Raw genomic sequence first — 23,803 nt, 5'->3', positions numbered from 1 at the left:
TCACCTTGGAGGAAAGAGCGGCGACGGCGATTGCTTGTCGGCGGGAGCAGCCGGTGGCGGTGCTGCCGCCTGAGGCTCGACGAGAATGCTGTAGGGCGCGCCTAGCCCCCTGCGTGGCGAGACCTTGGAGTAGTAGGGCCGCAGCAGCCAGGTGGTGCTGTCCTTCACGGTGATATTATAGCTTTCGCCATCCTCGTCCGTCCCGAAGATCGCCTCCTCATCGGGTGTCGCGAGATTAAAGATCGAGAGGAAAGCAAATTTGCTCTTGGTCGAGAAGCTGATCTTCACATGCTGGCCAGCCTTGACGGGAAGCGTGTAGACGCGTCCGTTGCCGAATTTCGTCCAGCCCTTGAGTTCCATAGTGGCGGCCGGAAACTGCAGTTTCTCCAGTCGTTCGCCAGGCTGCAGCTCAGGTGACTGCGCGAACGCAGCGGACGCCAGCAGGCACAACGCGACGGTTGCCGCGAGCCCCTTCATGGGCGCACCAGCGCATCGCGCATCGCTTCCACCTCGGCGCGACAGTAGCAACCTTCGACGTGATCGTTGACGAGACCCATTGCCTGCATGAAGGCATAAACTGTGGTCGGACCGACAAACGTCCAGCCGCGCTTCTTCAGATTCTTGGAAATGACGACCGATGTCGGCGTTGTCGGGTTGGCCATGACAGTGGCGCGATCGACCACCTTCGGGCGATCGCTATGGCCGGGCTCGAAGCTCCAGAAATAGCGGGCGAGCGACCCGAACTCCTGCCGCAACTCGATCGCTCGGCCAGCATTGTTGATCGTCGAAACGATCTTGCCGCGATGACGCACAATGCCGGGATCGGCAAGGCAGCGCGCGATATCGGCGTCGTCGAAGAGCGCGACCTTCTCGAAGTCGAAGCCGGCAAAGGCAGCGCGGAAGTTCTCGCGCTTACGCAAGATGGTGAGCCAGGAGAGACCCGACTGAAACCCTTCCAGGCAGATCTTTTCGAAGAGGCGGATATCATCGGTGACGGGTCGTCCCCACTCCTCGTCGTGATACTTGAGGTAGTCCGGGAGGTTGGCGTGCCAGTGACAGCGGCTCTTGCCGTCTTCACCGATGATGATGCCCGTATCGCTCATGTCTCGCTTCGCTCTCCTGCTGCGAATCCGGCTTTACCATTTGCAAACTCTGTTTCCAAACCGAACGATAACCCTGACGAAAAGTTTATCTCCCGCTTCGGATTCGAATGAGTTCAGATTTACCATTCACTGGCGGGAACGGTGGCAGCGTGAAGCAAGGCGGCCGCTGCCGTCCGCACATTTTCGGCCATTTGTAGAGAGTCCGTCCGATGATGAAATCCCTTTTGCTCGCCGCAGCGATGCTCGGCGTCTTTTCCACGGCTGCGCTCGGCGACGACCGCTACACGACGCGCCCGCCGGTCGTGTTGAGCCCAGATCTCGCAGCCCCGTGGACCATGCAGCTCGGCGGCGGCAAGGTTCGCCCCGTCGTTTACCGGCAACCGGCCTTCGCGCCGCGTGGTCTATTCACGTCCGGCGTCTTCGGTGGCACTCCTGCTACCAGGGCACAGCCGGTATCCGCCACTAATCCCGGCGTTCCCGTCATCCGTCGTCAGCTTGAGCCACAGTATCTGCCGCAGATTGTCAGCTACGACACCAAGGAGCGGCCCGGCACGATCGTTATCGATACCAACAACCGCTTCCTCTATCTGGTGATGGACGGCGGCAAGGCTCGGCGTTATGGCGTCGGCGTCGGCAAGCCGGGCTTCGAATGGGCTGGCGTGCACAAGATCACCCGCAAGTCCGAGTGGCCGGATTGGACGCCGCCGTCGGAAATGATCGGTCGCGAAGCCGCCAAGGGCCATTATCTCCCGGCGCGCATGGACGGTGGGCCTGCGAATCCACTTGGCGCACGCGCCATGTACCTCGGCTCTACCCTTTATCGCATCCACGGCACCAACGCCCCCTGGACGATCGGCAATGCCGTTTCTTCCGGCTGCATCCGACTGCGCAACGAAGACGTGGTTGACCTTTACGAGCGCGTAAAGGTTGGAACTCGCGTCATCGTCATGTAAAGGCTCATCAATACCGGCGCGGAGCCAAGCATAGTTGCAATTAAACATCGCAGCCGCTTCATTCCGCCCCCGACATCTTGAACTGGATCGAAGTTCGGTTAGCTTCGGTCCGGTTTTGCTTTGAGGGAATCAAATATGCTGAAATTCGCGACGGCTCTCGCAGCCGCCGGCCTTCTGGTCTCTTCCGTATCCACATCTGTGTCGGCACAGCCGATCGCGCCCGCTCATGACGCTGCGCCTGTCGTTCGGGTCGCCGTGCAGCCGAAATCGGTCAAGCCGCAGTTCAAGCGCCAACGCGTCCACCTCGTCACCAACGAGGCACCCGGCACGATCATCATCGATACCAACAACAAGTTCCTTTATCTCGTCGAGACCAAGGACCGCGCGACGCGCTACGGCATCGGCGTCGGTCGCGAAGGCTTCGGCTGGTCGGGCGTCGTCAAGATCGGCCGCAAGGCAGAGTGGCCGGGCTGGACGCCACCGCCTGAAATGCGGGTTCGCGAAGCTGCGAAAGGCCACATCCTCCCGGCCTTCCAGGAAGGTGGCGAAGACAATCCGCTCGGCGCCCGCGCGATGTATCTCTACAAGGGTGGCAATGACACGTCCTTCCGCATCCACGGCACCAACCAGCCGTGGTCGATCGGCCTCAACATGTCGTCCGGCTGCATTCGCATGATGAACAAGGATGTGATGGATCTCTACGATCGCGCTCCTGTCGGCACGAAGGTCATCGTTGTCGGCCCAGGCAACAAGCAGGGCGAAATCAGCTTCGACGATCGCGGCATCGACATCCTGCGGACGCTATTCGGCGGCTAATGCAAATATTTGGCGGCCGGCGACGGCCGCCTACTTCGATCCGCAACTGACCTTGCCGGTCACGCTAAGCGGCTTCGCGCCGCCCTCAAGAGCAAGCTCATAGGCGCCCGAGAATGTCGTCATCGATTTGCCGCGCTGGCCGGCGGTCACGATCAGGCTGGCGCCCTGCCCCTTAGGGTCGTCTCCATCCTCATAGAATACTTCCAGCCGCAATTCGCCATCGTGTGACCAGTGGTGCGTCAGGTTCTCCGACGTCACGGCAATCTTCTGTAGCGCCTGGGGTGCATCGCCGCTCTTCACCACAAGAGCGCCGCGAAAATGATTGAGCTTGTGGCCGCCTTCCGCCTCGAAGCCGCTTTCCACCGTGAAGCGCACATTCTTGTCATCCGCCGAGCAGAAGAAACGAGTGGCTGCGTGGGCGGCATTGGTCGCACCGCAGAGAAGCGTGAACGCGAGGATGGTGCGGTACATAGCGGGCTCCTGAGATTGCCGGACGATCCAGCGCCGCTAAGCTAAGGGCAAATCCTTTAATTTTTCCGGTACATCTCCGCCGTAGGCCCAGTCCAGCAGTTGGACCGTGTGAACGATCGGAATTGCTGTCCCGGTCGTGATCTGCATCATGCAGCCGATGTTGCCGGTTGCGATCACATGCGGCTTCGTCGCCTCGATATTCCTGACCTTGCGGGTCTTGAGCGCTTCGGAAATATCGGACTGCATGATGTTGTAGGTACCGGCAGATCCGCAACAGAGGTGGCCTTCCGCGGGATCGCGGACGTTGAAGCCGGCCGCCTTCAGCAGCTGCTTCGGCGCCATCGTGATCCTCTGGCCGTGCTGCATCGAGCAGGCGGAGTGATAGGCGACGATGACGCCTTTCGGCATCTGGGCCGGCAGGTCAAGCGACGCAAGGTACTCGGTGACATCCTTCGCCAGCGACGAGATGCGCGCCGCCTTTTCGGCGTAGGCGGGATCGAGCCGCAGCATGTGACCGTAATCCTTGATCGTCGTGCCGCAGCCGGAAGCGGTGATGATGATCGCGTCGAGCCCACCCTTTTCGAGTTCACCCGTCCACACATCGACGTTGGCGCGTGCGCTTGCTAACGCCTGCTCTTCGCGTCCCATGTGATGGACGAGCGAGCCGCAGCAACTTTCCCCCTCGGGTACGACCACCTCAACACCCAGTCGCGTCAGCAGCTTGATGGTCGCCTCGTTGATGCCTGGATCGAGGGCTGGCTGCGCGCAGCCGGTTAGGATCGCGACGCGTCCGCGCTTTTCACCGGCCGCCGCGTGGCTTGCCGGTGCTGCATAGATCGAGGCGGGAGGGATATGTCGCGGCGCCAGCGCCAGCATTGCGGCAAATGGCTTCAATGCGGGCGAGTGCTGAAGGAACCCGGCAAACGGTCGGCCCACCGACGACAGCTTGATCGCAAGGCGAAACCGATCAGGATATGGCAGGACAGCGGCAAGGATGGCGCGCACGAGCCGGTTCATGAAAGGACGCTTGTAGGTCTTCTCGATGTGTGCCCGTGCATGGTCGACGAGGTGCATGTAGTCGACCCCGGAGGGACAGGTCGTCACGCAGGCGAGACACGAGAGACAGCGGTCGATATGGGTGACCACCTCGGCATCCGCCGGGCGCCCGTTTTCCAGCATGTCCTTGATCAGGTAGATGCGCCCGCGCGGGCTGTCGAGTTCGTTGCCGAGCGTCACATAGGTCGGACAGGTCGCGGTGCAGAAGCCGCAATGCACGCATTTGCGCAGGATCTGCTCGGATTCGGCGACATGAGGGTCGGCAAGCTGGGCGGGCGTAAAATTGGTCTGCATTGCCTTCAGGCTCCTGCCATCTTCCCGGGATTGAAGATGCCGGCGGGATCGAATTTCAGTTTCAGTCGCTGCGAGAGCAAGGCCACCGCCTCCTGCTGCGGCTGAAAGGCGGCCGTCAATGCCCGCATTGGTTCGGGCGCCCGCATCAGCGTGGCGTGGCCACCGCCCAGCGCCTTGATGAAACGGCGCAGGAGATCCGCATCGGCATCCGCCTCCATCCGCATCCAGATCAGCCCGCCCTGCCAGTCGTAGAATGCGTCGACGCCGGCTTCGAGGCGGAGGGCCGCGACCAGCTGATGGCCGATGGTTGGCGCGACAGAAACCCGCCAAACGGGCCGCATCGTGCCGTCAGCATAAGGGGCGGCATCCCGGATGTCTTTCCAAAGGCGTACGCTCTCGTTTTGCTCCAACCGCGTGACCGATCCGAACGCTTGCATGGCCGCAACGAGCTTGGCTGCGCGGGCTTCAACGGAGCCAGGCAGGCCTTCAATGCGCAGACAGGTCGCCTCGCCTCCCGAAAGCGTACTGTCGAGAAATTTCCAGGATACGGTCATCGGCAGATGCGCGGCGCCGGAGACTTCGACTGGCGAGGCCATCGCCGCCGCCATGGCGTTGGCGGCTTCGGCATCGTTGAGGCCGGAAACGACAATCGTCGCTTCAGTTCGCGGTCGCGGCGGCACGCGGAAGGTCACTTCCGTCAGCAACCCCAGCGTTCCATGCGAGCCGGCCATCAGCTTGACGAGATCCAGTCCGGTCACGTTCTTCATCACGCGGCCGCCCGCCTTGATCAGTTCGCCCTTGCCATTGATGAAGCTCACGCCAAGCAGGCTGTCGCGTGCGGCCCCGGCCACAAAACGGCGCGGCCCCGAAACGTTGGCGGCAAAAACGCCGCCGATGGTCGGCTCGCCCGATGTACCCATGACCGGCCGATGATCCATCGGTTCGAAGGCCATCATCTGGCCGTTCTCAGCGAGTGCGGCTTCGATCTCGGACATTGGCGTTCCAGATCGTGCAGTCAAAACCATCTCGCCGGGATTATAAGCCGTGATGCCGCTCAGGTTGGACGAACGCAACCGACTTTCCGCCGCGACTGCATTTCCGAAACCGGAACGGGTGTTGCCGCCGCAGATCGCCAGCGGCTTGCCTGCCTGTGCATGGCTGCGGACGATTGCCGCAGCCTCGTCATCCGTCATAGGCAATAGATCGATCATGCGGCCGGACGTCCCTCGAGCGGGAAGACCTTGGACGGGTTCAGGAGCCAGGCCGGATCGAAAGCGGCGCGTGCCGCCATCTGCTGCGCCAGGTCCGCCTCGGAATATTGATGGCGCATCAGGTCTCGCTTTTCGATGCCGACGCCATGTTCGCCCGTCAGGCAGCCGCCGGCATCGACACACAGCTTCAGGATTTCCATGCCCGCGGCTTCCGCACGTGCGGCGTCGTCCGGATCGTTGGCATTGAAGAGGATCAGGGGGTGCATGTTGCCATCACCGGCATGGAACACGTTGGCGACGCGAAGCCCATGGCGATCGATGATTTCAGAGGTTTTCTTCAGCACGTAGGAAAGCTGGCTGAGCGGCACGGTGCCGTCCATGCAGATATAATCGGCGATGCGCCCGGTGGCGCCGAAGGCCGACTTCCGGCCCTTCCAGATCAGCGCCGCCTCGGTTGCCGACTGGCATTCGCGGACGGTCTTCACGCCATGCCTGTGGGCGATTTCGACGATGCTCTTCAGCATGTCGTCCATTTCCGCTTCCGATCCCTCGACCTCCACGATCAACAGCGCGCCGACATCCAGGGGGTAGCCGGCCTTGGCAAAGGCTTCACAGATTTCGATCGCCGGCTTGTCCATGAATTCGATGGCAACCGGAATGATGCCTGACGCAATGATGTCAGCGACGCAGGACCCTGCCTCTTCTGAGGTATCGAAGCCGAACAGGACCGGCCGCGCGCCCTCGGGCTTGGCAATCAGGCGGACCGTCGCTTCGGTGACGATCCCCAGCTGGCCCTCGTGTCCGCAGACGAGGCCGAGCAGATCGTAGCCTGCCGCATCTAACGCCTTGCCACCGAGATCGATGACAGTGCCGTCAGTCATCACCATCTTGACGCCGAGCAGGTTATTGGTCGTAACCCCGTATTTCAGACAGTGCGCGCCGCCCGAATTCATGCCGATATTGCCGCCGATCGTGCAGGCCAGCTGCGAGCTGGGATCGGGCGCATAGAAGAAACCATCCACCGAGACGGATTCCGAGATATTCAGATTGGTCACGCCGGCTTCGACAACCGCCACGCGATTGGGAAGATCGATATCGAGGATGCGGTTCATCTTTGAGACGCAGACGACGACCGCATCCTCCTGCGGGATCGCGCCGCCCGACAGCGAGGTTCCCGCACCACGCGGCACCACCGGGACACCGTAGCGGTGACAGTATTTCATCACGGCGGCCACCTCCGCGGTTGTCCGCGGCAAGGCAACAGCAAGCGGCATGCGGCGGTAGGAAACGAAGGCATCGGTCTCGAACGGCATCAGTTCGCGCGCCTCATGAACCAAGCATTCCGGCGGCAGCAGGTCGATGAGATCGGCAACAATCTGCCGGCGGCGAGCAAGCACGTCGGCACGCGGGGCGAGAAACGAAATGGTGTCGGACATGGCTCCCTCCCTTCGCCGGCGGCAGCGAAAACCCGGCGCATCCTCCGCGCTGCCGGCTCGAACGGGCTTAACACTTTCCCGATTATGGCGCAAATGCTAAGCACTTATTCCAAAAGGACAAACAATCTAAGCGTATGACCAATCTGGGTGACCTTGAAATTTTCGCAAAAGTCGTTTCGACCGGGAGCATGTCGCTGGCCGGCAGGGCGCTCGGTTTCTCACCGGCCGTAGTCTCCAAACGCATCAAACGGCTGGAAGATCGGCTGGGCACGCGGCTTTTGCAGCGCACGACGCGGCAAATCTCGCTGACGGAAGCTGGCCAGGGCTTTTACGATCGCGTCCTCGGCATTCTCGCCGGGATCGAGGAGGCCGAATACTATATCTCCGGGCGCTCGGCGCAGATGCAGGGGACGCTGAAGGTGACGGCGCCGACCTCCTTCGGGCGCACGCATGTCGCCCCACACCTGAAGTCCTTCATGGACATGCATCCCGGGGTTGCGATCAATCTCGTGCTCAGCGACGAGTTCACCGACATCGTCGGTGAAGGCTTTGACCTTGCTATCCGGATTGCGGAACTGACGGATTCGAGCCTCGTCGCGCGGCGACTCGCGCCGGTCAGGCGCCTGCTTTGCGCCTCCCCCGATTATCTTTCCGCCAACGGCACGCCGGAAACGATCGAAGACCTGAAGCAGCACCGCTGTCTGCCTGCTCACAACAACGATGCCTGGCGACTGGAAGGGCCTGAGGGCCCGCTTTCACTCCGGCCGGAAGGGATGCTTGTGACGAACTCCAGCGAGGTCGTGCGTGAGGCCGTGATATCTGGGCTCGGCATTGCGCTGCGCTCCACTTGGGACATCAGCCGCGAGTTGAAGGATGGTCGGCTGGTGCACATTCTCCCTGCCTATGAGGGGTCGCGCAGCGTGACGCTGTCGGCAATCTACCCAAGCCGCCAGTTCCTGCCGGCCAAGGTGCGGCTGTTCATCGACTATCTCGCCGAGGTCTACGGCCCGGTCCCCTATTGGGAACGCTAGAGCTTTCACTGGTCAACTCGCCAGCCTCTCGATGACGAGATCGAGGAGCGCCCGCAGGCGGGCCTGCCGTTTCATGTCCCGGTGATAACCGATCCAGGTGTCGCGCCCAGGCGGGGCTTCGCCGAGATCGACCGGCTCGATGTCAGCGATCGCATCGCCGAGGGGGCGCGGCAGGACGGCGAGCCCCGCGCCATTCCTGCACAGCGTCGCCTGCACATCGCGGTTGTTGCTGCGCATGGCGATCTCGGCCTTTGGCAGGACGCGCGCCAGCCACATGACATCGGGCATGCCGCCGAAGGCTTCGTCCATCGTGACCAGGCGCGCGCCTGCGCCATCCCCTGCCTTCGGATGCTCTGCGCCCCGGCGCGTATAGAGCTGGTACTCGATATGCAGCAGCTTGCGCGATATTACATCAGGCTCGGTGAAGGGCGCGATCCGAACGACGACGTCCGCCTCGCGGCGGGAGAGGCTGAGCAGGCGGCTATCGGTCAGCAATTCGACGACGATCTTCGGATGGCGCAGCGAGAATTCCGCAAGCACCGGCGCAAGCACATGTGCACCGAACCACTCCGACGACGACAGGCGTAGGAAGCCGCTCAACTGCCGGCTTTGTCCGGCGAGTTCACGTTCGAGAGCCAGCGCTTCCTCTTCCATCCGTTCGGCGTGCGTGAAGACGGCCGTGCCCTCGTCCGTCAGCACAAAGCCGTCGGCTGTCCGCTGAAACAGCGTCTGGCCGAGCGAAACTTCCAGAGCGCGAAGGCGACGCCCCATCGTCGGCTGCGTCAGGCCGAGGCTGCGGGCGGCAGCGCCGAGAGTTCCATGGCGGGCGATCGCCAGGAACAGCTTGAGATCGCTCCATTCCACTATCCGGCTCCCAAACAAAAATGCATGGACATCGTGCATTCTCTTTCATTTCCATTCGCACATCAACGGCGCATTCTCCGGGCAATTCAAACGAACGGAGAGTTGCATGTCTCAGTCCACAACGATGAAGGCGCTCCTGATCGACGCGCCGAACGCCGATTTCCGCTTGGTCGAGATCGCCGAACCGACGCCACGCGAGGGTGAGATTTTGGTTCGGATCAAGGCGAGCGGCGTCAATCCTTTGGACACCAAGATCCGTGCCGGCAATGCCGCCCATGCGCGGCATCCGTTTCCCGCCGTTCTTGGCATTGATCTGGCCGGAGTCGTCGAGCAGGTAGGTCCCGGCGTCACCGAGTTCCGCCGTGGCGACGAGGTTTACGGCATGACCGGTGGCGTCGGCGGCATCCAAGGCTCGCTGGCTGAATTCGCGGCGGTTGACGCCAGGCTGCTCGCGCCGAAGCCCCACAATCTCTCGATGCGGGAGGCAGCAGCGCTGCCGCTGATCGCCATTACCGCCTGGGAGGGCCTGGTCGATCGCACCAATGTCCGCGATGGTCAGCAGGTTCTTGTCCTCGGCGCCGGCGGCGGCGTCGGGCACATTGCCGTACAGATCGCAAAAGCCGTAGGTGCCGATGTATTTGCCGTCGACGGTGCCGCCAAGGCTGACTACCTCGGAAGCCTCGGAGCAACGCCGATCGACTACCGGGTGGAGACCGTGACGGACTATGTCGTCAATCACGCGGGGGGCAAAGGCTTCGACATCGTCTACGATACGGTCGGCGGCGCCAGCCTTGACACTGCCTTCCAGGCGATCGGCCGCTTCGGTCACGTCGTCAGCGCGCTCGGATGGGGAACACACGCGCTTGCCCCGCTGTCGTTCAAAGCGGCAACCTATTCGGGAGTGTTTACGCTGCTGCCGCTTCTGACCGGCGAAGGTCGAAGCCACCACGGCAAGATCCTGCGTGAGGTCGGCAAACTCGTCGAGGCCGGAAAGCTGATGCCAAGGCTGGACGCGCGTCGCTTCGGACTTTCCGATGTCGCGGAAGCCCATGCTCTAATCGAAAGCCGTCAGGCAAACGGCAAGCTGGTGGTTGAGATCGCCTAAAGTTTGAAGGGCGCGCGCCGCGCCCTCTCCTTAACGCGCCAGATCGAGATAGGCGCTTGCCACCATCGCGTCGATATCCCTCGGCACCGGGACGATGCAGCTCTCGGCGCCGACTTCGCGCCTGGCGACACGCTCAAGGCAGCGCGCCTGCAGCGTAAAACCAAGATCCATCGATTCGACGGAATTGCCGAGCGGCCGGGGGCCGGCAAGGTTTGCCATATGCCCGCCGCCAAGAATATGGAAAGAGCGGCCATCCCTCAGGTGCAAGGTCTCGATATGGTCCGCCTCGTAGCGATCGATCCGGACGACTTCGGGGTGCTGTCGAAACGCCGCAACATCGATCTCATGCGGAAAATGTCCACCATTCATCAGGATCGCGCCATCCTTGATCAGCGGGAGGTCGGCGGCGGTGACGATCGCGGGAAAGCCGGTAACGGTGACAAGCACGTCGGCTGAGGCAATCGCCTCGTTGCGCAGCGGCGTGGAGAAGCCGTCGAGGTGCGCCTCTAGCGCAGTCACTGGATCGATATCAACGACGCTGACGGTTGAAAACGCATTGCGGAAGCAGGCTGCAGTGCCTTTGCCGCAGGCGCCATAGCCGAAAACCGTCACACGCTTGCCGTTGGTCGAGCGATTGGTGAAGCGCATGTAGCTTTCGAACAGGCTCTGGCCGACGGCATGCTTGTTTTCGGCGAACTGCTTGATCGGGCTGTCGTTGATGACCAGGATCGGCATATTCAATTTTTCCCGCATCGGCAGCAGACGTGTGCGGCCGGACGTCGTCTCCTCCGTCCCCCCGAGAAGGCCAGCGTAAGGAGCCTCGGCCGCGATCGCAAAAAGGTCGCCGCCGTTGTCGAGCAGCAGATCCGGCCTTTCCGCAACAACCGCCTCGAGGCTCTTGTGATGCGCGACCGGGTCCGTCGTCTGGGTCGCAAACACGGTGATCTCTTGCGAACGAAGAAACTCGACGGTCGAAGGCTGCGTGCTGTTCAGGTTTCCGGTGCAGACGAGCCGTGCGCCACCGGCCTTGAGTGTCATCAGCAGCGCTACGGTCTTCGGCTCCAGATGGATGCCGGTGCCGATGGTCAGACCGGCGAACGGTTGGGTTTTCTCGAATTCCGCCGCCGTTGCCTTGAGCAATCGGCAGCTGTTGCCGATCCATTCGATGCGGGTTGCGTCTCTCTGCATATTCCGTGTCCTTCTGCTGCTAATGCAGTGTTAGACCCGGCCACGCTTTTCGGCCATGGAGATAATTCTTCGCAATAGGGCAGAAAATCTGCCTATTGGGTTGCCGCGCCCAACCGGACCAACCAATCTCGAAGTGCGGAGAATGCAGGCTTCTTCGTGTCAGCGTCGCGACACGACAGGCTATAGCCGGCCGATCGGCGAACGAAGCCGTAGGGTGCCGCAAGCACTTTGCGCTGCAAATCATCCTCGATGGCTGCGCGTGGCGCGAGAACGACACCGATTCCTGATCGGGCCGCCCCGATTGCCAGAAGCAGATCTTCAAACTCCTGCTTGCGCCGAAACGTCACTGCCAGTGTACCGCTCTCGGCAAACCACTCCTGCCAAAGGGTTGGCGCAGTGCGGCTGAAAAGAGCCGTGACCTCCGCCATCAGCCGAGGATCTCTCGCGATCCGGTCTGCAAGATCGGGCGTCGCGATGGGCCCAAATTCGTCCTCCATAAACTTGACCGCCGTCACTCCTACCGCCGGCCGGTATTCGGCGCCCATAATGACCGCATCGAGTTCAGGATGCAGCGCCAACGGCTCGACGACCGTCATCGGCACGATATCGACCTCGACGACGCCAAGCGCATCCTGCATGTTTGCAAGCCGTGGCATCAGCCACCATATGGCAAAGGCGGAAGGTACGCCCAAGCGGATGCGGCGATGCCCCGCACCGACAAAATCTGCAGCGGCGCGTTCCAGCGTCGCAAGTGCGGCATTGGAGGCCTCCGCGAACTGTACAGCTTTCGTGGTTGCAGCCAATTTTCTCCCGTCGCGTTCGAATAGTTTCTCGCCGAAGTAGTTTTCCAGAATTGAGATCTGCTGGCGCACCGCGCCCCGGACCACCCCAAGCTCGGCGGCAGCGCCGAGAATGCTTCCGTGACGGCAAACGGCTTCGAAGGCACGGACTGCTTTTAGAGGAGGAAGACGCATGGTTACCATAGTATTGACATAACAGTGTATGACATGACCCCGTCGTTGATCCGAATGCAAGACGGGTGCACATTGAACACCTGTGCAATGGCGGAATCAGGATAGTATTTGGCGGATTTTCCGAACCGTAGCGAAGCGGAAGCTGCCTTATTGATAAGTATCAAATCCCGCTGGAAAACTTGAAAGACGTATGGATCGCGCAAGCTTTCCATTGGATACTAATATAGCTGATCGAAGGAACTAAAATAAAAGGTGACCCGACCGTTGACTCTCCTCGCCCGTCTCGCTTCTGACGTACAGCTGATGTTCAGACGCCCACCGCGTCAACAATATGCTGCGCTTTGCTATCGGGTGAAGAAGAAGACAGGCGAGATCGAGGTGCTGCTGCTAACGAGCCGCGACACTGGCCGCTGGGTCATCCCCAAAGGCTGGCCGATGGACGGACGTACCGCCTACGAGGTCGCGGCCCGCGAGGCCTATGAGGAAGCCGGCGTGCGCGGGACGGTCGAGAGTGAAATCCTCGGTACCTATTCCTATCCCAAGGTCTTGAAGAACGGCCTCAGCGTAACCTGCAGGGTTCAGGTCTACGCCCTCGAAGTCGCTAGCATCGCCAAGAATTTCAAAGAGAAAGGCGAGCGCAAGACCGAGTGGGTTTCCTGCGACGAAGCCGCGACGTGCGTCCACGAACCGGAGCTTCGGGAGATCTTTCTGCTTTTCAAGCGCCGCATGCAGGACCAATTCGCGGCAAGTGTGCCAAAACAAATTCCGGCGGAGTGAATACTGCCATCTTGCACTGCTAAACTTGGCAACGTTAAAGCAGGAATGAACGCCAAGGAATAGCATGCCCGAACGACCAGCCGTCCTCACGAAACGAACGCTCGACAAGGATCTCGACAAGCTTACGCATGTCGAGGACGCCACGAAGTTCGTGTTGCGAAAGCTGGTGGCACCAGGCATCGCGCTGGTCTTTCTCGGGCTCGCGATGCTTTTTGCCGGCGTCTATGTCTTTGACCGGCCCGGCGCCGTCCTCGTAATCGCCGCCGCGGCGCTCGCCGCTTACATGGCCATGAACATCGGCGCGAACGACGTCACCAACAACGTCGGCGCAGCGGTGGGCGCGCGTGCGATGACGATGGCGCAAGCGCTCGTCATCGCCGCCATCTTCGAGATTCTTGGAGCGACAATTGCCGGCGGCGAGGTCGTCAAGACCATCTCTTCAAGCATCGTCGATACTGTGCAGGTGCCTCCGGGGACGCTTGGCTGGATCATGATGGCGGCACTAATGGCCGCCGCCTTGTGGATCAACCTTGCGACCTGGATGAATGCACCGGTCTCGACCACGCATGCGATCGTCGGCGCGGTGATTGGAGCCGGCGTCGGCGCGGTCGGTCCGGCGCCAGTGAACTGGCGGGTGATGATCGAGATCACCTCGGCCTGGGTGACGTCCCCTCTGCTCGGAGGGGTGATAGCAGCCGGCCTGCTCTTTATGGTGAAAACCCTTATTATCTACCGCGATGACAAGATCGCGGCGGCGCGGAGTTGGGTGCCGGTGCTGATTGCCATGATGATCGGTGGCTTCACGTCGTACATGGCCCTGCAGCTCGAAGCGACCAATGAGTTCACCCCGCTCACCATCATCCTTTTCGGGTTCGGCGCCGGGATCGTCGGGTGGCTCGCAGCACGATCGTTCGTCCGCAGACAGTCGGTTGGGCTTGAAAACCGCAACAGCTCGCTGCGCGTCCTTTTCCAAATCCCCTTGATTGGCTCGGCCGCCTTGCTCTCCTTTGCGCATGGTGCCAACGATGTGTCGAACGCCGTCGGCCCGCTATCAGCAATCGTGCGCGCGGTCGGTGCGTCCCCTGAGGGTACGCATGGGAAGCCGCCGATCTGGGTGCTTCTGATTGGCGCTCTCGGCATCTCCATCGGTCTGTTGCTCTTCGGGCCGCGCCTGATCCGTCTGGTCGGTGAGCAGATCACCAAGCTCAACCCCATGCGGGCCTATTGCGTGGCGCTGTCGACGGCCTTCACCGTTATCGTCGCCTCATGGCTCGGTATGCCCGTCAGCACGACGCATATCGCGGTCGGCTCCGTGTTCGGCGTCGGCTTCTTCCGCGAGTGGTACACCCGGCATTCGAAGCGCCGCATCGCATACATGCGCCGGAAGGCCGAAAGCTTCGCGACCGACGAGCCCGAAGATCCGAACACACATGAGGTTCGCCGTCGCTATCTCGTTCGCCGTTCGCATTTCATGACGATCATCGCTGCCTGGATCATCACCGTTCCGGCCTCCGCAGCGCTTGCAGCCATGATCTATTGGGTTATGTTCGCGCTCTTTGTTTGAGCAGGACCTTTCGATGCGCGCCAATTTCCGGATGCAACGGTTGTTCGTAGATGCCCCTCTTGCTGCCGGAGCGACGGTGGAGGCAACGGCAGATCAATTCAACTATCTCGCCAACGTGCTGCGGATGGCCGAAGGCGCCGAGTTGCTCGTTTTCAACGGTCGCGACGGCGAGTGGAAGGCGCGCCTGACCTTTCCGTCGCGGAAGCGGATTGTAATGATCCCCGAGGAGCAGACGCGACCACAACCGGTCCCTTCCGACCTGCACTATCTCTTCGCGCCGCTGAAAGTCGGCCGGTTGGATTATCTGGTGCAGAAGGCGGTCGAGATGGGTGCCGGCGTGTTGCGGCCCGTGCTGACCCAGCATGTGCAAGGTAAGATCACCAATCTCGACAAGCTGCGGGCAAACGTCATCGAGGCTGCGGAGCAATGCGGCATTCTTGCTATCCCTGAAGTTGCCGAGCCGGTGAGGTTGTTCGACCTCTTGGATACTTGGCCGAGCGATCGCCGCATCGTCTATTGCGACGAAGGCGATGCAGGGCAGAACCCACTTCCACTCCTGTCCAAAGTCAGCGAGCGAAAGCTGGCGCTCCTCGTCGGCCCGGAGGGCGGCTTTTCCGAGGAGGAACGCGCGCGACTGCGCAGCCTCGATTTCGTCACCGCGATCCCGCTCGGGCCGCGGATCCTCAGGGCGGATACGGCGGCGGTGGCTGCCATGGCGGTCATTCAGGCGTCGATTGGCGACTGGAATTAACCTTAGGATCGGTCGCGGCCGAAATATGCTGCTATTTTTTTGATGGACCGTTGAAACAATTTCACTTGCAACATACGTGGGAGCGGTCCTAATCACCCTTCCAATTGCCCGGGTTTTCCCAGGCGCTCTCCCATTGCAGGTAGACTTGAATGGCTCGCGATACCACCGACCAGACGCCACTCTCTTCGGTTCAGGAGCTGACCGATTATCTTGCTGCGGGAAGCAAGCCTGAAGAAAAATTCCGCATCGGCACCGAGCATGAGAAGTTCGCCTTCTTTCGTGCCGACAACAGCCCCGTGCCGTACTTCGGCGAGGCCAGCATTTCGGCGCTATTGAAAGGACTGCAGCAAAAGTCAGGCTGGGATCCGATCATGGATGGCGAGAACATCATCGGCCTTGGCGAACCGAAGGGAATGGGCGCCATCTCGATCGAGCCAGGCGGCCAGTTCGAACTTTCCGGCGCACCGCTGGAAACGATCCACGAGACCTGCAAGGAATCGAATACTCACCTGGCCACGCTGCGCGAGATCGCAGAACCGATGGGCATCCGCTTCCTCGGTATCGGCGGCAGCCCCAAGTGGACGCTGGCCGAGACGCCGGTCATGCCGAAATCCCGCTACGAGATCATGACCCGCTACATGCCGAAGGTCGGATCCAAGGGTCTCGACATGATGTATCGCACCTGCACGATCCAGGTGAACCTCGACTTCTCTTCGGAAGCCGACATGCGCAAGAAGATGCGCGTTTCGATGAAGCTGCAGTCTCTGGCAACCGCCCTCTTTGCCTCATCGCCCTTTACCGAAGGCAAGCTCAACGGCTTGCTCTCTTGGCGTGGCGACATCTGGCGCGACACCGACAACAATCGCTCCGGTCTGTTGGACTTCACGTTCCGCGACGATTTCGGCTTCCATGACTATGTCGAATGGGCCCTCGATGTTCCGATGTATTTCATCGTGCGCGACGGGCACTATCACGACTGTACCCACGTCACCTTTCGGCAGTTCATGAACGGTGCACTGAAGGGCGAAGTCGCCGCATGGGAGCCGACCATGGGGGACTGGACGAACCATCTTTCGACGCTTTTCCCCGACGTGCGCCTGAAGCGCTTCCTCGAGATGCGCGGTGCGGATGGCGGGCCTTGGCGGCGCATCTGTGGGTTGCCGGCCTTCTGGGTCGGCCTTCTCTACGATGACGCGGCGCTCGAAGACGCCGATATGCTGACCAAGGACTGGACATTCGACGAGGTCAACGCCTTGCGTGACGCCGTCCCCTCTCAGGGCCTAAAGGCAAAGTTCCGCGGGCATGAGCTCTATGAAACCGCGCGCGAAGTGATCGCCGTTTCGAAGGCGGGTCTAACGGCGCGCAACAAGCTCAACAAGGAAGGCCAGGACGAAACCATCTTCCTTGCACCGCTCGACGAAGTCATGGCCAAGAAGGCGACGTTGGCCGAGGACCTGTTGGCGCTCTATCACGGCCGCTGGAACGGTTCGGTTGAGCCGGTCTTCGAAGAATATCAATACTAAGCCCTTCTACAAAAAGGGGTTTGCGCATTCCTTTTTCCGGCTATAGTGACGCAATTACGCGTTGCGAAACCGGGAAGGGGATTACCATGCTGCCACTCTTCGACATGATGATGCAGGCCCAGAACGGCGCGGCGATGGATGCGGTCTCCAAGCAGTTCAATCTGGCTCAGGAGCAGACCGCCAAGGCGATTGCGGCGCTCATGCCGGCATTTTCCGCCGGCCTGAAGCGAAGCACCAGCAACCCTTACGACTTCATGGGATTGATGCAGGCGGTCGCCTCCGGGAACTACACCAAATATTTTGAGGACATGAGCAAGGCCTTTACGCCGCAAGGGATCTCGGACGGCAACAACATCCTCGCGCAGCTGTTCGGTTCCAAGGAAGTCTCGCGGGCCGTCGCGGCGCAGGCGGCCCAGATGACCGGCATCGGACAGGAGATCTACAAGCAGATGCTGCCCGTCATGGCCGATACGCTGATGGGGGGCCTCTTCAAGCAGTCGATGGGACAGATGACGGCGCCAGTCAATCCGTTCGTCAACACGGCGATGGGTGAGAGCATTCAGAAATGGCTTGAAAGCACCGGCTTTGCGCCGAAGCAGGCGGCGGCACCCGAGCCCAGCATCTTCGACAACCCTTTCACGCAGGCGATGCAGCTGATGTTCGGCATGCAAAAGCCAGAGGCCCAAAAGGCCGTCACCAACCCGTTTTTCGACAATCCTTTTGCAAAGGCGTTTCAGGAAATGATGGGCTCGCTCGGAAAGCCGGTCGAACCGAAACCAGCCGAAGCGCCGAAGGAGCAGGCAAAGGCTGAAACCGAAAACTACATGGACATGCTGAACAACATGTTCGATAGCGGACTCGAGGTCCAGAAGAACTACCAGAAAAGCATGGAAGCGATCTTCGAGACCTATATGCCCAAGGCGCCCCCCACTCCCCCCAAGGCATAAAAAAACCCGGAGACGGCTGGGAGGCCGGCACCGGGCAAGAGGCAGGGCTATTGGCTATCACCCTGCGGGGAAAAACTGGGCCGGCCTTAATCCTTTCGGGACCGGAAGAGCGACTTACGTCCGCGAACGCTCGCGGAGCGGGTCAGGTGTTCCGACGGATCTTCAAAGAAGGTGGACGCCAGGAACGCGGAAGTGAGATCGGTCCTTGAAAGGCCGATATCCTTCAATTGATTGTCATCGAGCTCGTGCAGCCGGTTGATCTCCATACGATTGCGGAACACGCGCAGTACGGATGACAGCGTTGCAAAGCCATGTGCGACGCGCTGAGCAAACGTCAGCGAGGTCGGGCTGCAGTCGAGTTCGAGTATCCGGTCTGTCGTGCGCATGGGACGATCCTTTCATAGGCGCGCAACAACCCACCCCTCCCGCGAGGTCGAGCGGGAGGGCATCGGTTGAAATCGGTTCGGACAGGCAGGATGTCTGTCCTTCACTTTGCTTGATTTGCATCCCGAAGATGCCAAACACCTATTGATCAGTCCAACGAATGTTTCTAATGATTACCATCAGAGAACTTTATGGGTGAGATCATGTCAGCGCCTCTTGATATCGATCAGTTGCAGACTTTCATCGCAATCGTGGATTCCGGCAGCTTCACCAAGGCTGCCGACAGGGTCTACAAGACGCAATCGGCCGTTTCCATGCAGATGCGACGGCTTGAAGAGCGCATCGGCAAGCAGCTCTTCATCAAGGACGGTCGCGGCAACCGCCTGACCGCCGAGGGCGAAAAGCTCTTGAACTATGCTCGACGCATGATCCGCCTCAACAACGAGGCGATCGCCGCCTTCGACGACAACCGTCTCGAGGGTACGCTGCGCATCGGCACGCCCGATGACTATGCCGACCGCTACATGCCGGAGATCATTGGCCGCTTCGCCAAGACGCATCCGAACGTCGAACTCTATATCGTCTGCGAGCCTTCGGTGGACCTCGCCGAGCGCATGCATCGCGGCGAACTCGATATCGCGCTGGTGACGCATAATCCGCGCGAGCGCATGTCGGACGTCGTGCGAACCGAACCCCTCTGCTGGGTCGGCTCGGCGAACCATCCTATCCGTGACGATGCGCCGGTGCCGCTTGCCGTCGGGCGTCGCGACTGCCAGTGGCGTCAGCTTGCCTGCTCAGCACTCGATGCCGTCGGCCGCGAACATCAAATTCTGTTCACCAGCTGGTCGTGCACGGTCGTTGCAGCCGCGGTCCTCGCTGGCATGGCCGTTTCCGTCATGCCGGAATCGGCGCTGCGCACGGGGATGAAGGTGCTGAGCCAGGCGGATGGCTTCCCTGCCCTCCCCCCGGTCCAGATCGGCATCATGAAACGGCCGGGCGTCTCCCTGTCGCTCATGAACGCGATCACCGCCCATATCACCGCTTGCCTTGACAACATCACGCCCGCTGTCGTCGACGACAATCTGGAGCCTGATGTGAAGAACGCCTATGGGCGGGTCCAGCCCCGCCTCAAGGTCGCCAGCGTCGTTCCGAGCTGGTAGCCGTCACGCAGCAACCGGCGAGAGGAAGGCCGTGCGGATCACGCGCTTCCACTCGTCGAGAATGCGCCTGGCGAGCGTGTCCTCGCTGACGACCGCAAGGCGGATCGAGGCGCCGAGCAAATGGCTGAAGAGGTAGGTTCTGGCCTGCATGTCGGCCGCACACAGTTCGGGGGCGACGCGGCGGACGGCATCTTGAAAAATGTCGGCAATCCGCTTGCTGTGCTCGATGTTGAGGCGCAACAGATCGTGGTCAGTCTCGGTGCCCATCCAGATACCGAGATAGGCGGCGTCGTTACGATAGTCTTCGTAGTGCCAGTCGATCGTCGCCGCGAGCACCTCAAGCGCATGATCGACAGAGTGCACTGACGAAAAAGCCTCGGCGATACGGGCCTGAATTGCCGAAGCATGGCGGTCGAAGAGCGCTTTGACGATCGCGGCCTTCTCTGGAAAATACTGATAGACGGAGCCGATCGGCACCTTGGCGGCGACGGCCAGTTCCGTCATTCGCATGGCGCTTACGCCCTTTTCGGCAATAATTGCTGCTGCGGCCGACAAGATCAGGTCGAGCCTTTGAATACTGCGTTCCTGCTTTGGCTTCCGGCGGAGGCCAATACGATCCAAACTTCCGACCTTCATGTCGTTCCCATTTGTTCTATGTGGAGCGACGGAGGACATTCATGCCGGCGCCTTTTTGCCGATATGACATGCAGGTCTTCACGACTCGTAAACGAGATAGATTGGATTGTACGGATCCAGAAAAGCATAGCAAAATCGGGGTGATACACCCGGATTTGGTCCAGTTTCGACCGCAAGCGAACGCAATCGCGGTCGCTCGATGCGCGCTCGTGCCGCTTGTTTGGGCACTACCGATTCGCAGCAGCCGGCGTCGCGGCACCCATCCCGCCATCGGCTGCTACAATGCCGACTACCCAGCGGCCCCTGTCGTAAATTCATTGACCTTCGATAACTTCCAATCGTATTTACTGAGACATTCGATTGAAAGAACTTATCATGCTGACCCTGCGACAGATGCGCTATTTCGATGCACTGGCAACGACACGCCATTTCGGCAGGGCGGCCGAAATGGTCCACATCAGCCAGCCGGCCCTGTCGACGCAGATCATGGAGATGGAAGAGTATCTCGGCGCCAAGCTTGTCGAGCGAACCCGGCAGAGCACCATCCTGACGCCGAAGGGCGAGGAAGTCCTGCACTACGTCCGCGCCATTCTGCATCAGGTCGACCTGCTCGAGCAGACCGCGCGAAAGGGCGGCGGCACGCTTGAAGGACTGATCCGCATCGGGATCATTCCGACGGTTGCCCCCTACCTCGTTCCACAGTTCGTTCCGCATTTGCGTAAGACCTATCCAAGCGTTGAGGTGGAGTTGCGGGAAGCGGTCACAGATCGATTGATGGCGGACCTTTTGACCGGAAAGCTCGACGCCGTGATCGCGGCATTACCGCTCGATATCGAAGGCATCCAGACGCGGCCACTCTTCACCGACCGCTTCTTCATGGCGGTGGCGGATAACGGCGAGGCCGTGCTGACATCCCCCTGACCGAGCATGAAGTAAATGTCGATCGCCTGCTGCTGCTCGAGGAGGGTCATTGCCTGCGCGACCAGGCGCTCGCCGTCTGCAGCGCCGGCAAGCGCAGCCTGGTCAATTTCGGCGCGACGTCGATGGCGACGCTGCTGCAGATGGTGTCGCACGACATGGGGATGACACTTATCCCCGAAATGGCCATTCCGACCGAGACCAGCCGCAATTCGATCCGTATCGTTCCCTTCACCGATCCACAGCCGTCGCGCGAAATCGGCCTTGCCTGGCGGCGCAGCAACCATCGCGGCAAGGAGATGGAGGCGCTGGCGGAGGCGATCGTTGCCGTCGCCCCTACCCCGCGCGAGCTGCCCGCCTGATCAGCCGAGGTTCTTCTTCAGAAATTCGACCGTCCTCGTCCAGGCAAGGTCGGCGGCCTTCTTGTCGTATCGCGCCGACGACGTATCGTTGTTGAAGGCGTGGTTGACGCCGTCGTAGACGAAGATCTGGAAGTCCTTGCCGTTTTCCTGCAATGCCTTTTTGTAGGCGTCGATGCCGGCGTTGATGCGGTCGTCGAGGCCAGCATAATGCAGCATCAGCGCCGCCTTGATGTTTGGTACATCGGTCGCCTTCGGCTGAGCACCGTAGTAAGCGACGCCGGCCTTCAGGTCCGGTGAGGCAACAGCAAAATCGTTGACGAGCCCTCCGCCCCAGCAGAATCCAATCACACCGACTTTGCCGTTGGAATTATCGAGCTTGCCCAGATAGGTCAGCGTCGCTTCGGCATTCGCGACGGTAGCGGGCCGATCGAGCTTGGCGAACATCTCGCGGGCCTTGTCCTCGTTTTCAGGCGTACCGCCCTGAGGGGAAAGGAAGTCCGGGGCCAAGGCGATGAAGCCCTCCAGCGCCATGCGGCGCGCAACGTCGCGGATGTGCGGGTTCAGGCCGCGGTTCTCGTGGATGACAATCACGGCGCCGAGCTTTCCGGAGGCATCCTTGGGTTCGACGAGGTAGCCTTTCATTTCGCCAGTGCCGCCGGGATAGGTGACGTCCTTGGCCACCAGCCTTTTGTCATCGGCCGAGATCATCTCCGCGCTCGCCTTGTTGGCAGCGAGCATCGGCGCGATGACGGCCGCTGCACCGGCGGAACCGGCCAGTTTCGTCAGCTTGTCCATGAAGTTGCGGCGGTCGAGTGTCAGATGCGTATATTCGTCGTAGGCGTTGATCATCGCCTGCGTGATTTCCGGCTTGTCCATGTGAGGTCTCCCGTTCCCTACCTGTTGGCTTTCACCTGTCGGGGAAGATAGGTCAGTGACCGGTAACGCGGGAACAAAACTGCGTTACTTCAAGCGGTTCAGCCGATCAGCCATTAGGAAAGACCATCCAGATGGCCAGCCAAACCCACATAGCGCCGAGCACCACGTAGCCAGCCCCGAAAAGCGGACTGCGGTAACGGAGGTCATTGCTGGTGACGTGCACGAAGGCGTGCAGATAGCGGAGTGCAACGAAGGCCCAGGCAAGCCCGACGGCGACCAGATTGTCGGCTTCGGTCATGTAGAGGAGGACGCAGCAGGCATAGAACAGCACGGGGAGTTCGAATTGGTTGGCCAAGCAATTCTTGACGACGAGACCTTCCAGCGGCTCGTCGCGATTTTCGCGGTAGTTCGATCGGCGAACCTTGCCCGCCTGAACCAGCTGCCGGCGGCGATAGCCGAGCAGCATGTAGAGCAAATAAACCAAGGCTACGTGGGCGATAATGGGCCAAAACATCTCGTAGCCGGTCATGCTGTCTTTCCTTGCAGTTTTCCGTTTTATTTCCGTGCTGTAGAGGAAAACCGCGAACGCCGCAAATGCCCGCCGCAATTCTGCGACGGGCGAGGCTGGCATCAGACCTGAGCTATGCCACCATCGGCGAAGAGTTCTGCGCCGGTGACGAAGCTCGATTCATCCGAGGCGAGGAACAGAGCGGCGGCGGCGATTTCTTCGGCGCGGCCAACGCGACCCATCGGAACTTGCGAGCCGAGATAGTCGAGAAGACCCTGCTGCTGTGCCTTGTCCTTGCCGGCGAGTTCGACCAGGCCGGTGGTTTCGGTCGGGCCGGGGCTCAGGGTGTTGATGCGGATGCCGCGATCCTTCAGGTCAAGGATCCAGTTGCGTGCGAAGTTGCGGATCGCTGCCTTGGAGGCAGCGTAGACGCTGAAGGCTGGCGTACCGGTCGCGCCAGCGGTCGAGCCGGTTAGAATGACCGACGAGCCGTTGCCGAGCAGCGGCAGCGCCGTCTGCACCGTGAAGAGCACGCCCTTCACATTGCGATTGAACGTGTCGTCGAACTGCTCTTCGGTGATCTGGCCAATCGGCGCGAATGAGCCGCCGCCTGCATTTACGAAGAGAACGTCGATGCGACCGGCTTCGTCCTTCACGCGATTGAAGAGGCGATCGAGATCAGCCTGCTTGGCGGAATCAGCCTGGATGCCGGTGACGTTGCCGCCGATCTCGGCGACGGCCGCCTCGAGCACATCCGCCCGGCGTCCAGTGATGAAGAGGCGCGCGCCTTCGGCAGCGAAACGCTTGGCGGTGGCGAGGCCGATCCCCGATGTCGCGCCTGTGATGACCGCAATCTTCCCGTTCAGTCTCTGTGTCATATCAGTCGTCTCCTTTT

At 60.8% G+C, this 23,803-nt stretch carries 24 protein-coding genes and 1 pseudogene; 11 read left to right on the top strand and 14 right to left on the bottom strand.

The window, feature by feature from the left end:
* Window positions 1-477 carry a hypothetical protein gene (locus FHX16_RS04135; RefSeq protein ID WP_183860063.1) on the bottom strand — a complete coding sequence of 159 codons (477 nt, stop codon included), beginning with the start codon at window positions 475-477 and terminating at the stop codon, window positions 1-3.
* Window positions 474-1,103: a DNA-3-methyladenine glycosylase I gene (locus FHX16_RS04130; protein WP_183752466.1), complete on the bottom strand. Its 630-nt coding sequence runs from the start codon at window positions 1,101-1,103 to the stop codon at window positions 474-476. The genes FHX16_RS04135 and FHX16_RS04130 overlap by 4 nt, the downstream gene beginning before the upstream one ends.
* Window positions 1,104-1,312: 209 nt before the next feature.
* Here FHX16_RS04130 and FHX16_RS04125 point away from each other — a divergent pair, with 209 nt between their 5' ends.
* A complete protein-coding gene (locus FHX16_RS04125; protein ID WP_183752468.1) occupies window positions 1,313-2,056 on the top strand; it encodes a L,D-transpeptidase in 744 nt (247 codons plus the stop codon).
* Window positions 2,057-2,191: 135 nt separating this feature from the next.
* A complete protein-coding gene (locus tag FHX16_RS04120) occupies window positions 2,192-2,872 on the top strand; it encodes a L,D-transpeptidase (protein WP_183860065.1) in 681 nt (226 codons plus the stop codon).
* 30 nt (window positions 2,873-2,902) lie between these two features.
* Here the strand turns inward: FHX16_RS04120 and FHX16_RS04115 are convergent, their stop codons facing one another.
* From FHX16_RS04115 to FHX16_RS04100, 4 genes are read right to left on the bottom strand one after another with little or no spacing between them, the layout of a single operon-like run.
* Window positions 2,903-3,343: a hypothetical protein gene (locus FHX16_RS04115; protein ID WP_259126589.1), complete on the bottom strand. Its 441-nt coding sequence runs from the start codon at window positions 3,341-3,343 to the stop codon at window positions 2,903-2,905.
* A 36-nt stretch (window positions 3,344-3,379) separates the two neighbouring features.
* Window positions 3,380-4,693, bottom strand: a complete 1,314-nt coding sequence (glcF, locus tag FHX16_RS04110) for a glycolate oxidase subunit GlcF (protein WP_183860067.1) — start codon at window positions 4,691-4,693, stop codon at window positions 3,380-3,382.
* A 5-nt stretch (window positions 4,694-4,698) separates the two neighbouring features.
* A complete protein-coding gene (glcE, locus tag FHX16_RS04105; protein ID WP_183860069.1) occupies window positions 4,699-5,904 on the bottom strand; it encodes a glycolate oxidase subunit GlcE in 1,206 nt (401 codons plus the stop codon).
* Complete coding sequence (locus FHX16_RS04100; RefSeq protein WP_183860071.1) at window positions 5,901-7,340, bottom strand: FAD-linked oxidase C-terminal domain-containing protein; 1,440 nt, start codon at window positions 7,338-7,340, stop codon at window positions 5,901-5,903. The genes glcE and FHX16_RS04100 overlap by 4 nt, the downstream gene beginning before the upstream one ends.
* Before the next feature lie 134 nt (window positions 7,341-7,474).
* Between FHX16_RS04100 and FHX16_RS04095 the strand changes: the two genes are divergently transcribed.
* Window positions 7,475-8,371, top strand: a complete 897-nt coding sequence (locus FHX16_RS04095) for a LysR family transcriptional regulator (RefSeq protein WP_259126586.1) — start codon at window positions 7,475-7,477, stop codon at window positions 8,369-8,371.
* Window positions 8,372-8,383: 12 nt separating this feature from the next.
* On the opposite strand, the gene FHX16_RS04090 is transcribed toward FHX16_RS04095, so the two are convergent.
* Window positions 8,384-9,235: a LysR family transcriptional regulator gene (locus FHX16_RS04090; RefSeq protein ID WP_183860073.1), complete on the bottom strand. Its 852-nt coding sequence runs from the start codon at window positions 9,233-9,235 to the stop codon at window positions 8,384-8,386.
* A 106-nt stretch (window positions 9,236-9,341) separates the two neighbouring features.
* Here FHX16_RS04090 and FHX16_RS04085 point away from each other — a divergent pair, with 106 nt between their 5' ends.
* Window positions 9,342-10,340 carry a zinc-dependent alcohol dehydrogenase family protein gene (locus FHX16_RS04085; RefSeq protein WP_183860075.1) on the top strand — a complete coding sequence of 333 codons (999 nt, stop codon included), beginning with the start codon at window positions 9,342-9,344 and terminating at the stop codon, window positions 10,338-10,340.
* A 30-nt stretch (window positions 10,341-10,370) separates the two neighbouring features.
* On the opposite strand, the gene FHX16_RS04080 is transcribed toward FHX16_RS04085, so the two are convergent.
* Entirely contained in the window at window positions 10,371-11,528 is a 1,158-nt protein-coding gene (locus FHX16_RS04080; RefSeq protein WP_183860077.1) for an adenosylhomocysteinase, read from the bottom strand.
* 92 nt (window positions 11,529-11,620) lie between these two features.
* On the bottom strand, window positions 11,621-12,511 hold the full coding sequence (locus FHX16_RS04075) for a LysR substrate-binding domain-containing protein (RefSeq protein WP_183860079.1): 891 nt from the start codon (window positions 12,509-12,511) through the stop codon (window positions 11,621-11,623).
* A 255-nt stretch (window positions 12,512-12,766) separates the two neighbouring features.
* Here FHX16_RS04075 and FHX16_RS04070 point away from each other — a divergent pair, with 255 nt between their 5' ends.
* The 5 genes from FHX16_RS04070 to FHX16_RS04050 all read left to right on the top strand — a co-directional run bounded on the left by FHX16_RS04070 (window position 12,767) and on the right by FHX16_RS04050 (window position 18,064).
* Window positions 12,767-13,279: an NUDIX hydrolase gene (locus FHX16_RS04070; RefSeq protein WP_183860082.1), complete on the top strand. Its 513-nt coding sequence runs from the start codon at window positions 12,767-12,769 to the stop codon at window positions 13,277-13,279.
* A gap of 64 nt (window positions 13,280-13,343) precedes the next feature.
* Window positions 13,344-14,843: an inorganic phosphate transporter gene (locus FHX16_RS04065; protein ID WP_259126583.1), complete on the top strand. Its 1,500-nt coding sequence runs from the start codon at window positions 13,344-13,346 to the stop codon at window positions 14,841-14,843.
* A 13-nt stretch (window positions 14,844-14,856) separates the two neighbouring features.
* Entirely contained in the window at window positions 14,857-15,594 is a 738-nt protein-coding gene (locus FHX16_RS04060; RefSeq protein WP_183860086.1) for a 16S rRNA (uracil(1498)-N(3))-methyltransferase, read from the top strand.
* A gap of 149 nt (window positions 15,595-15,743) precedes the next feature.
* On the top strand, window positions 15,744-17,117 hold the full coding sequence (locus FHX16_RS04055) for a glutamate--cysteine ligase (RefSeq protein WP_183860088.1): 1,374 nt from the start codon (window positions 15,744-15,746) through the stop codon (window positions 17,115-17,117).
* 86 nt (window positions 17,118-17,203) lie between these two features.
* The gene (locus FHX16_RS04050) at window positions 17,204-18,064 is read left to right on the top strand and encodes a DUF937 domain-containing protein (protein ID WP_183860090.1); all 861 of its coding nucleotides are present in this window, start codon (window positions 17,204-17,206) and stop codon (window positions 18,062-18,064) included.
* 86 nt (window positions 18,065-18,150) lie between these two features.
* Here FHX16_RS04050 and FHX16_RS04045 read toward each other — a convergent pair whose 3' ends face one another.
* Window positions 18,151-18,450, bottom strand: a complete 300-nt coding sequence (locus FHX16_RS04045) for a DUF1127 domain-containing protein (RefSeq protein WP_114711580.1) — start codon at window positions 18,448-18,450, stop codon at window positions 18,151-18,153.
* Window positions 18,451-18,651: 201 nt separating this feature from the next.
* Here FHX16_RS04045 and FHX16_RS04040 point away from each other — a divergent pair, with 201 nt between their 5' ends.
* A complete protein-coding gene (locus tag FHX16_RS04040; protein WP_210296590.1) occupies window positions 18,652-19,608 on the top strand; it encodes a LysR substrate-binding domain-containing protein in 957 nt (318 codons plus the stop codon).
* Between the two features lie 3 nt (window positions 19,609-19,611).
* Here FHX16_RS04040 and FHX16_RS04035 read toward each other — a convergent pair whose 3' ends face one another.
* On the bottom strand, window positions 19,612-20,244 hold the full coding sequence (locus FHX16_RS04035; RefSeq protein ID WP_246712551.1) for a TetR/AcrR family transcriptional regulator: 633 nt from the start codon (window positions 20,242-20,244) through the stop codon (window positions 19,612-19,614).
* A gap of 375 nt (window positions 20,245-20,619) precedes the next feature.
* Here FHX16_RS04035 and FHX16_RS04030 point away from each other — a divergent pair.
* Window positions 20,620-21,524 (top strand): annotated as a pseudogene (locus FHX16_RS04030) (LysR substrate-binding domain-containing protein).
* Here the strand turns inward: FHX16_RS04030 and FHX16_RS04025 are convergent.
* The 3 genes from FHX16_RS04025 to FHX16_RS04015 all read right to left on the bottom strand — a co-directional run bounded on the left by FHX16_RS04025 (window position 21,525) and on the right by FHX16_RS04015 (window position 23,786).
* Window positions 21,525-22,400: a dienelactone hydrolase family protein gene (locus tag FHX16_RS04025; protein ID WP_183860095.1), complete on the bottom strand. Its 876-nt coding sequence runs from the start codon at window positions 22,398-22,400 to the stop codon at window positions 21,525-21,527.
* A gap of 106 nt (window positions 22,401-22,506) precedes the next feature.
* The gene (locus FHX16_RS04020; RefSeq protein ID WP_183860097.1) at window positions 22,507-22,929 is read right to left on the bottom strand and encodes an MAPEG family protein; all 423 of its coding nucleotides are present in this window, start codon (window positions 22,927-22,929) and stop codon (window positions 22,507-22,509) included.
* 101 nt (window positions 22,930-23,030) lie between these two features.
* On the bottom strand, window positions 23,031-23,786 hold the full coding sequence (locus FHX16_RS04015) for an SDR family oxidoreductase (protein ID WP_183860099.1): 756 nt from the start codon (window positions 23,784-23,786) through the stop codon (window positions 23,031-23,033).
* Window positions 23,787-23,803 lie beyond the last annotated feature (17 nt).

The organism is Rhizobium sp. BK661 (assembly GCF_024808825.1).
Classification (GTDB): Bacteria; Pseudomonadota; Alphaproteobacteria; order Rhizobiales; family Rhizobiaceae; genus Rhizobium.
Note: the sequence above shows the minus strand (reverse complement) of the source record. Positions and strands in the feature narration are given on the sequence as shown.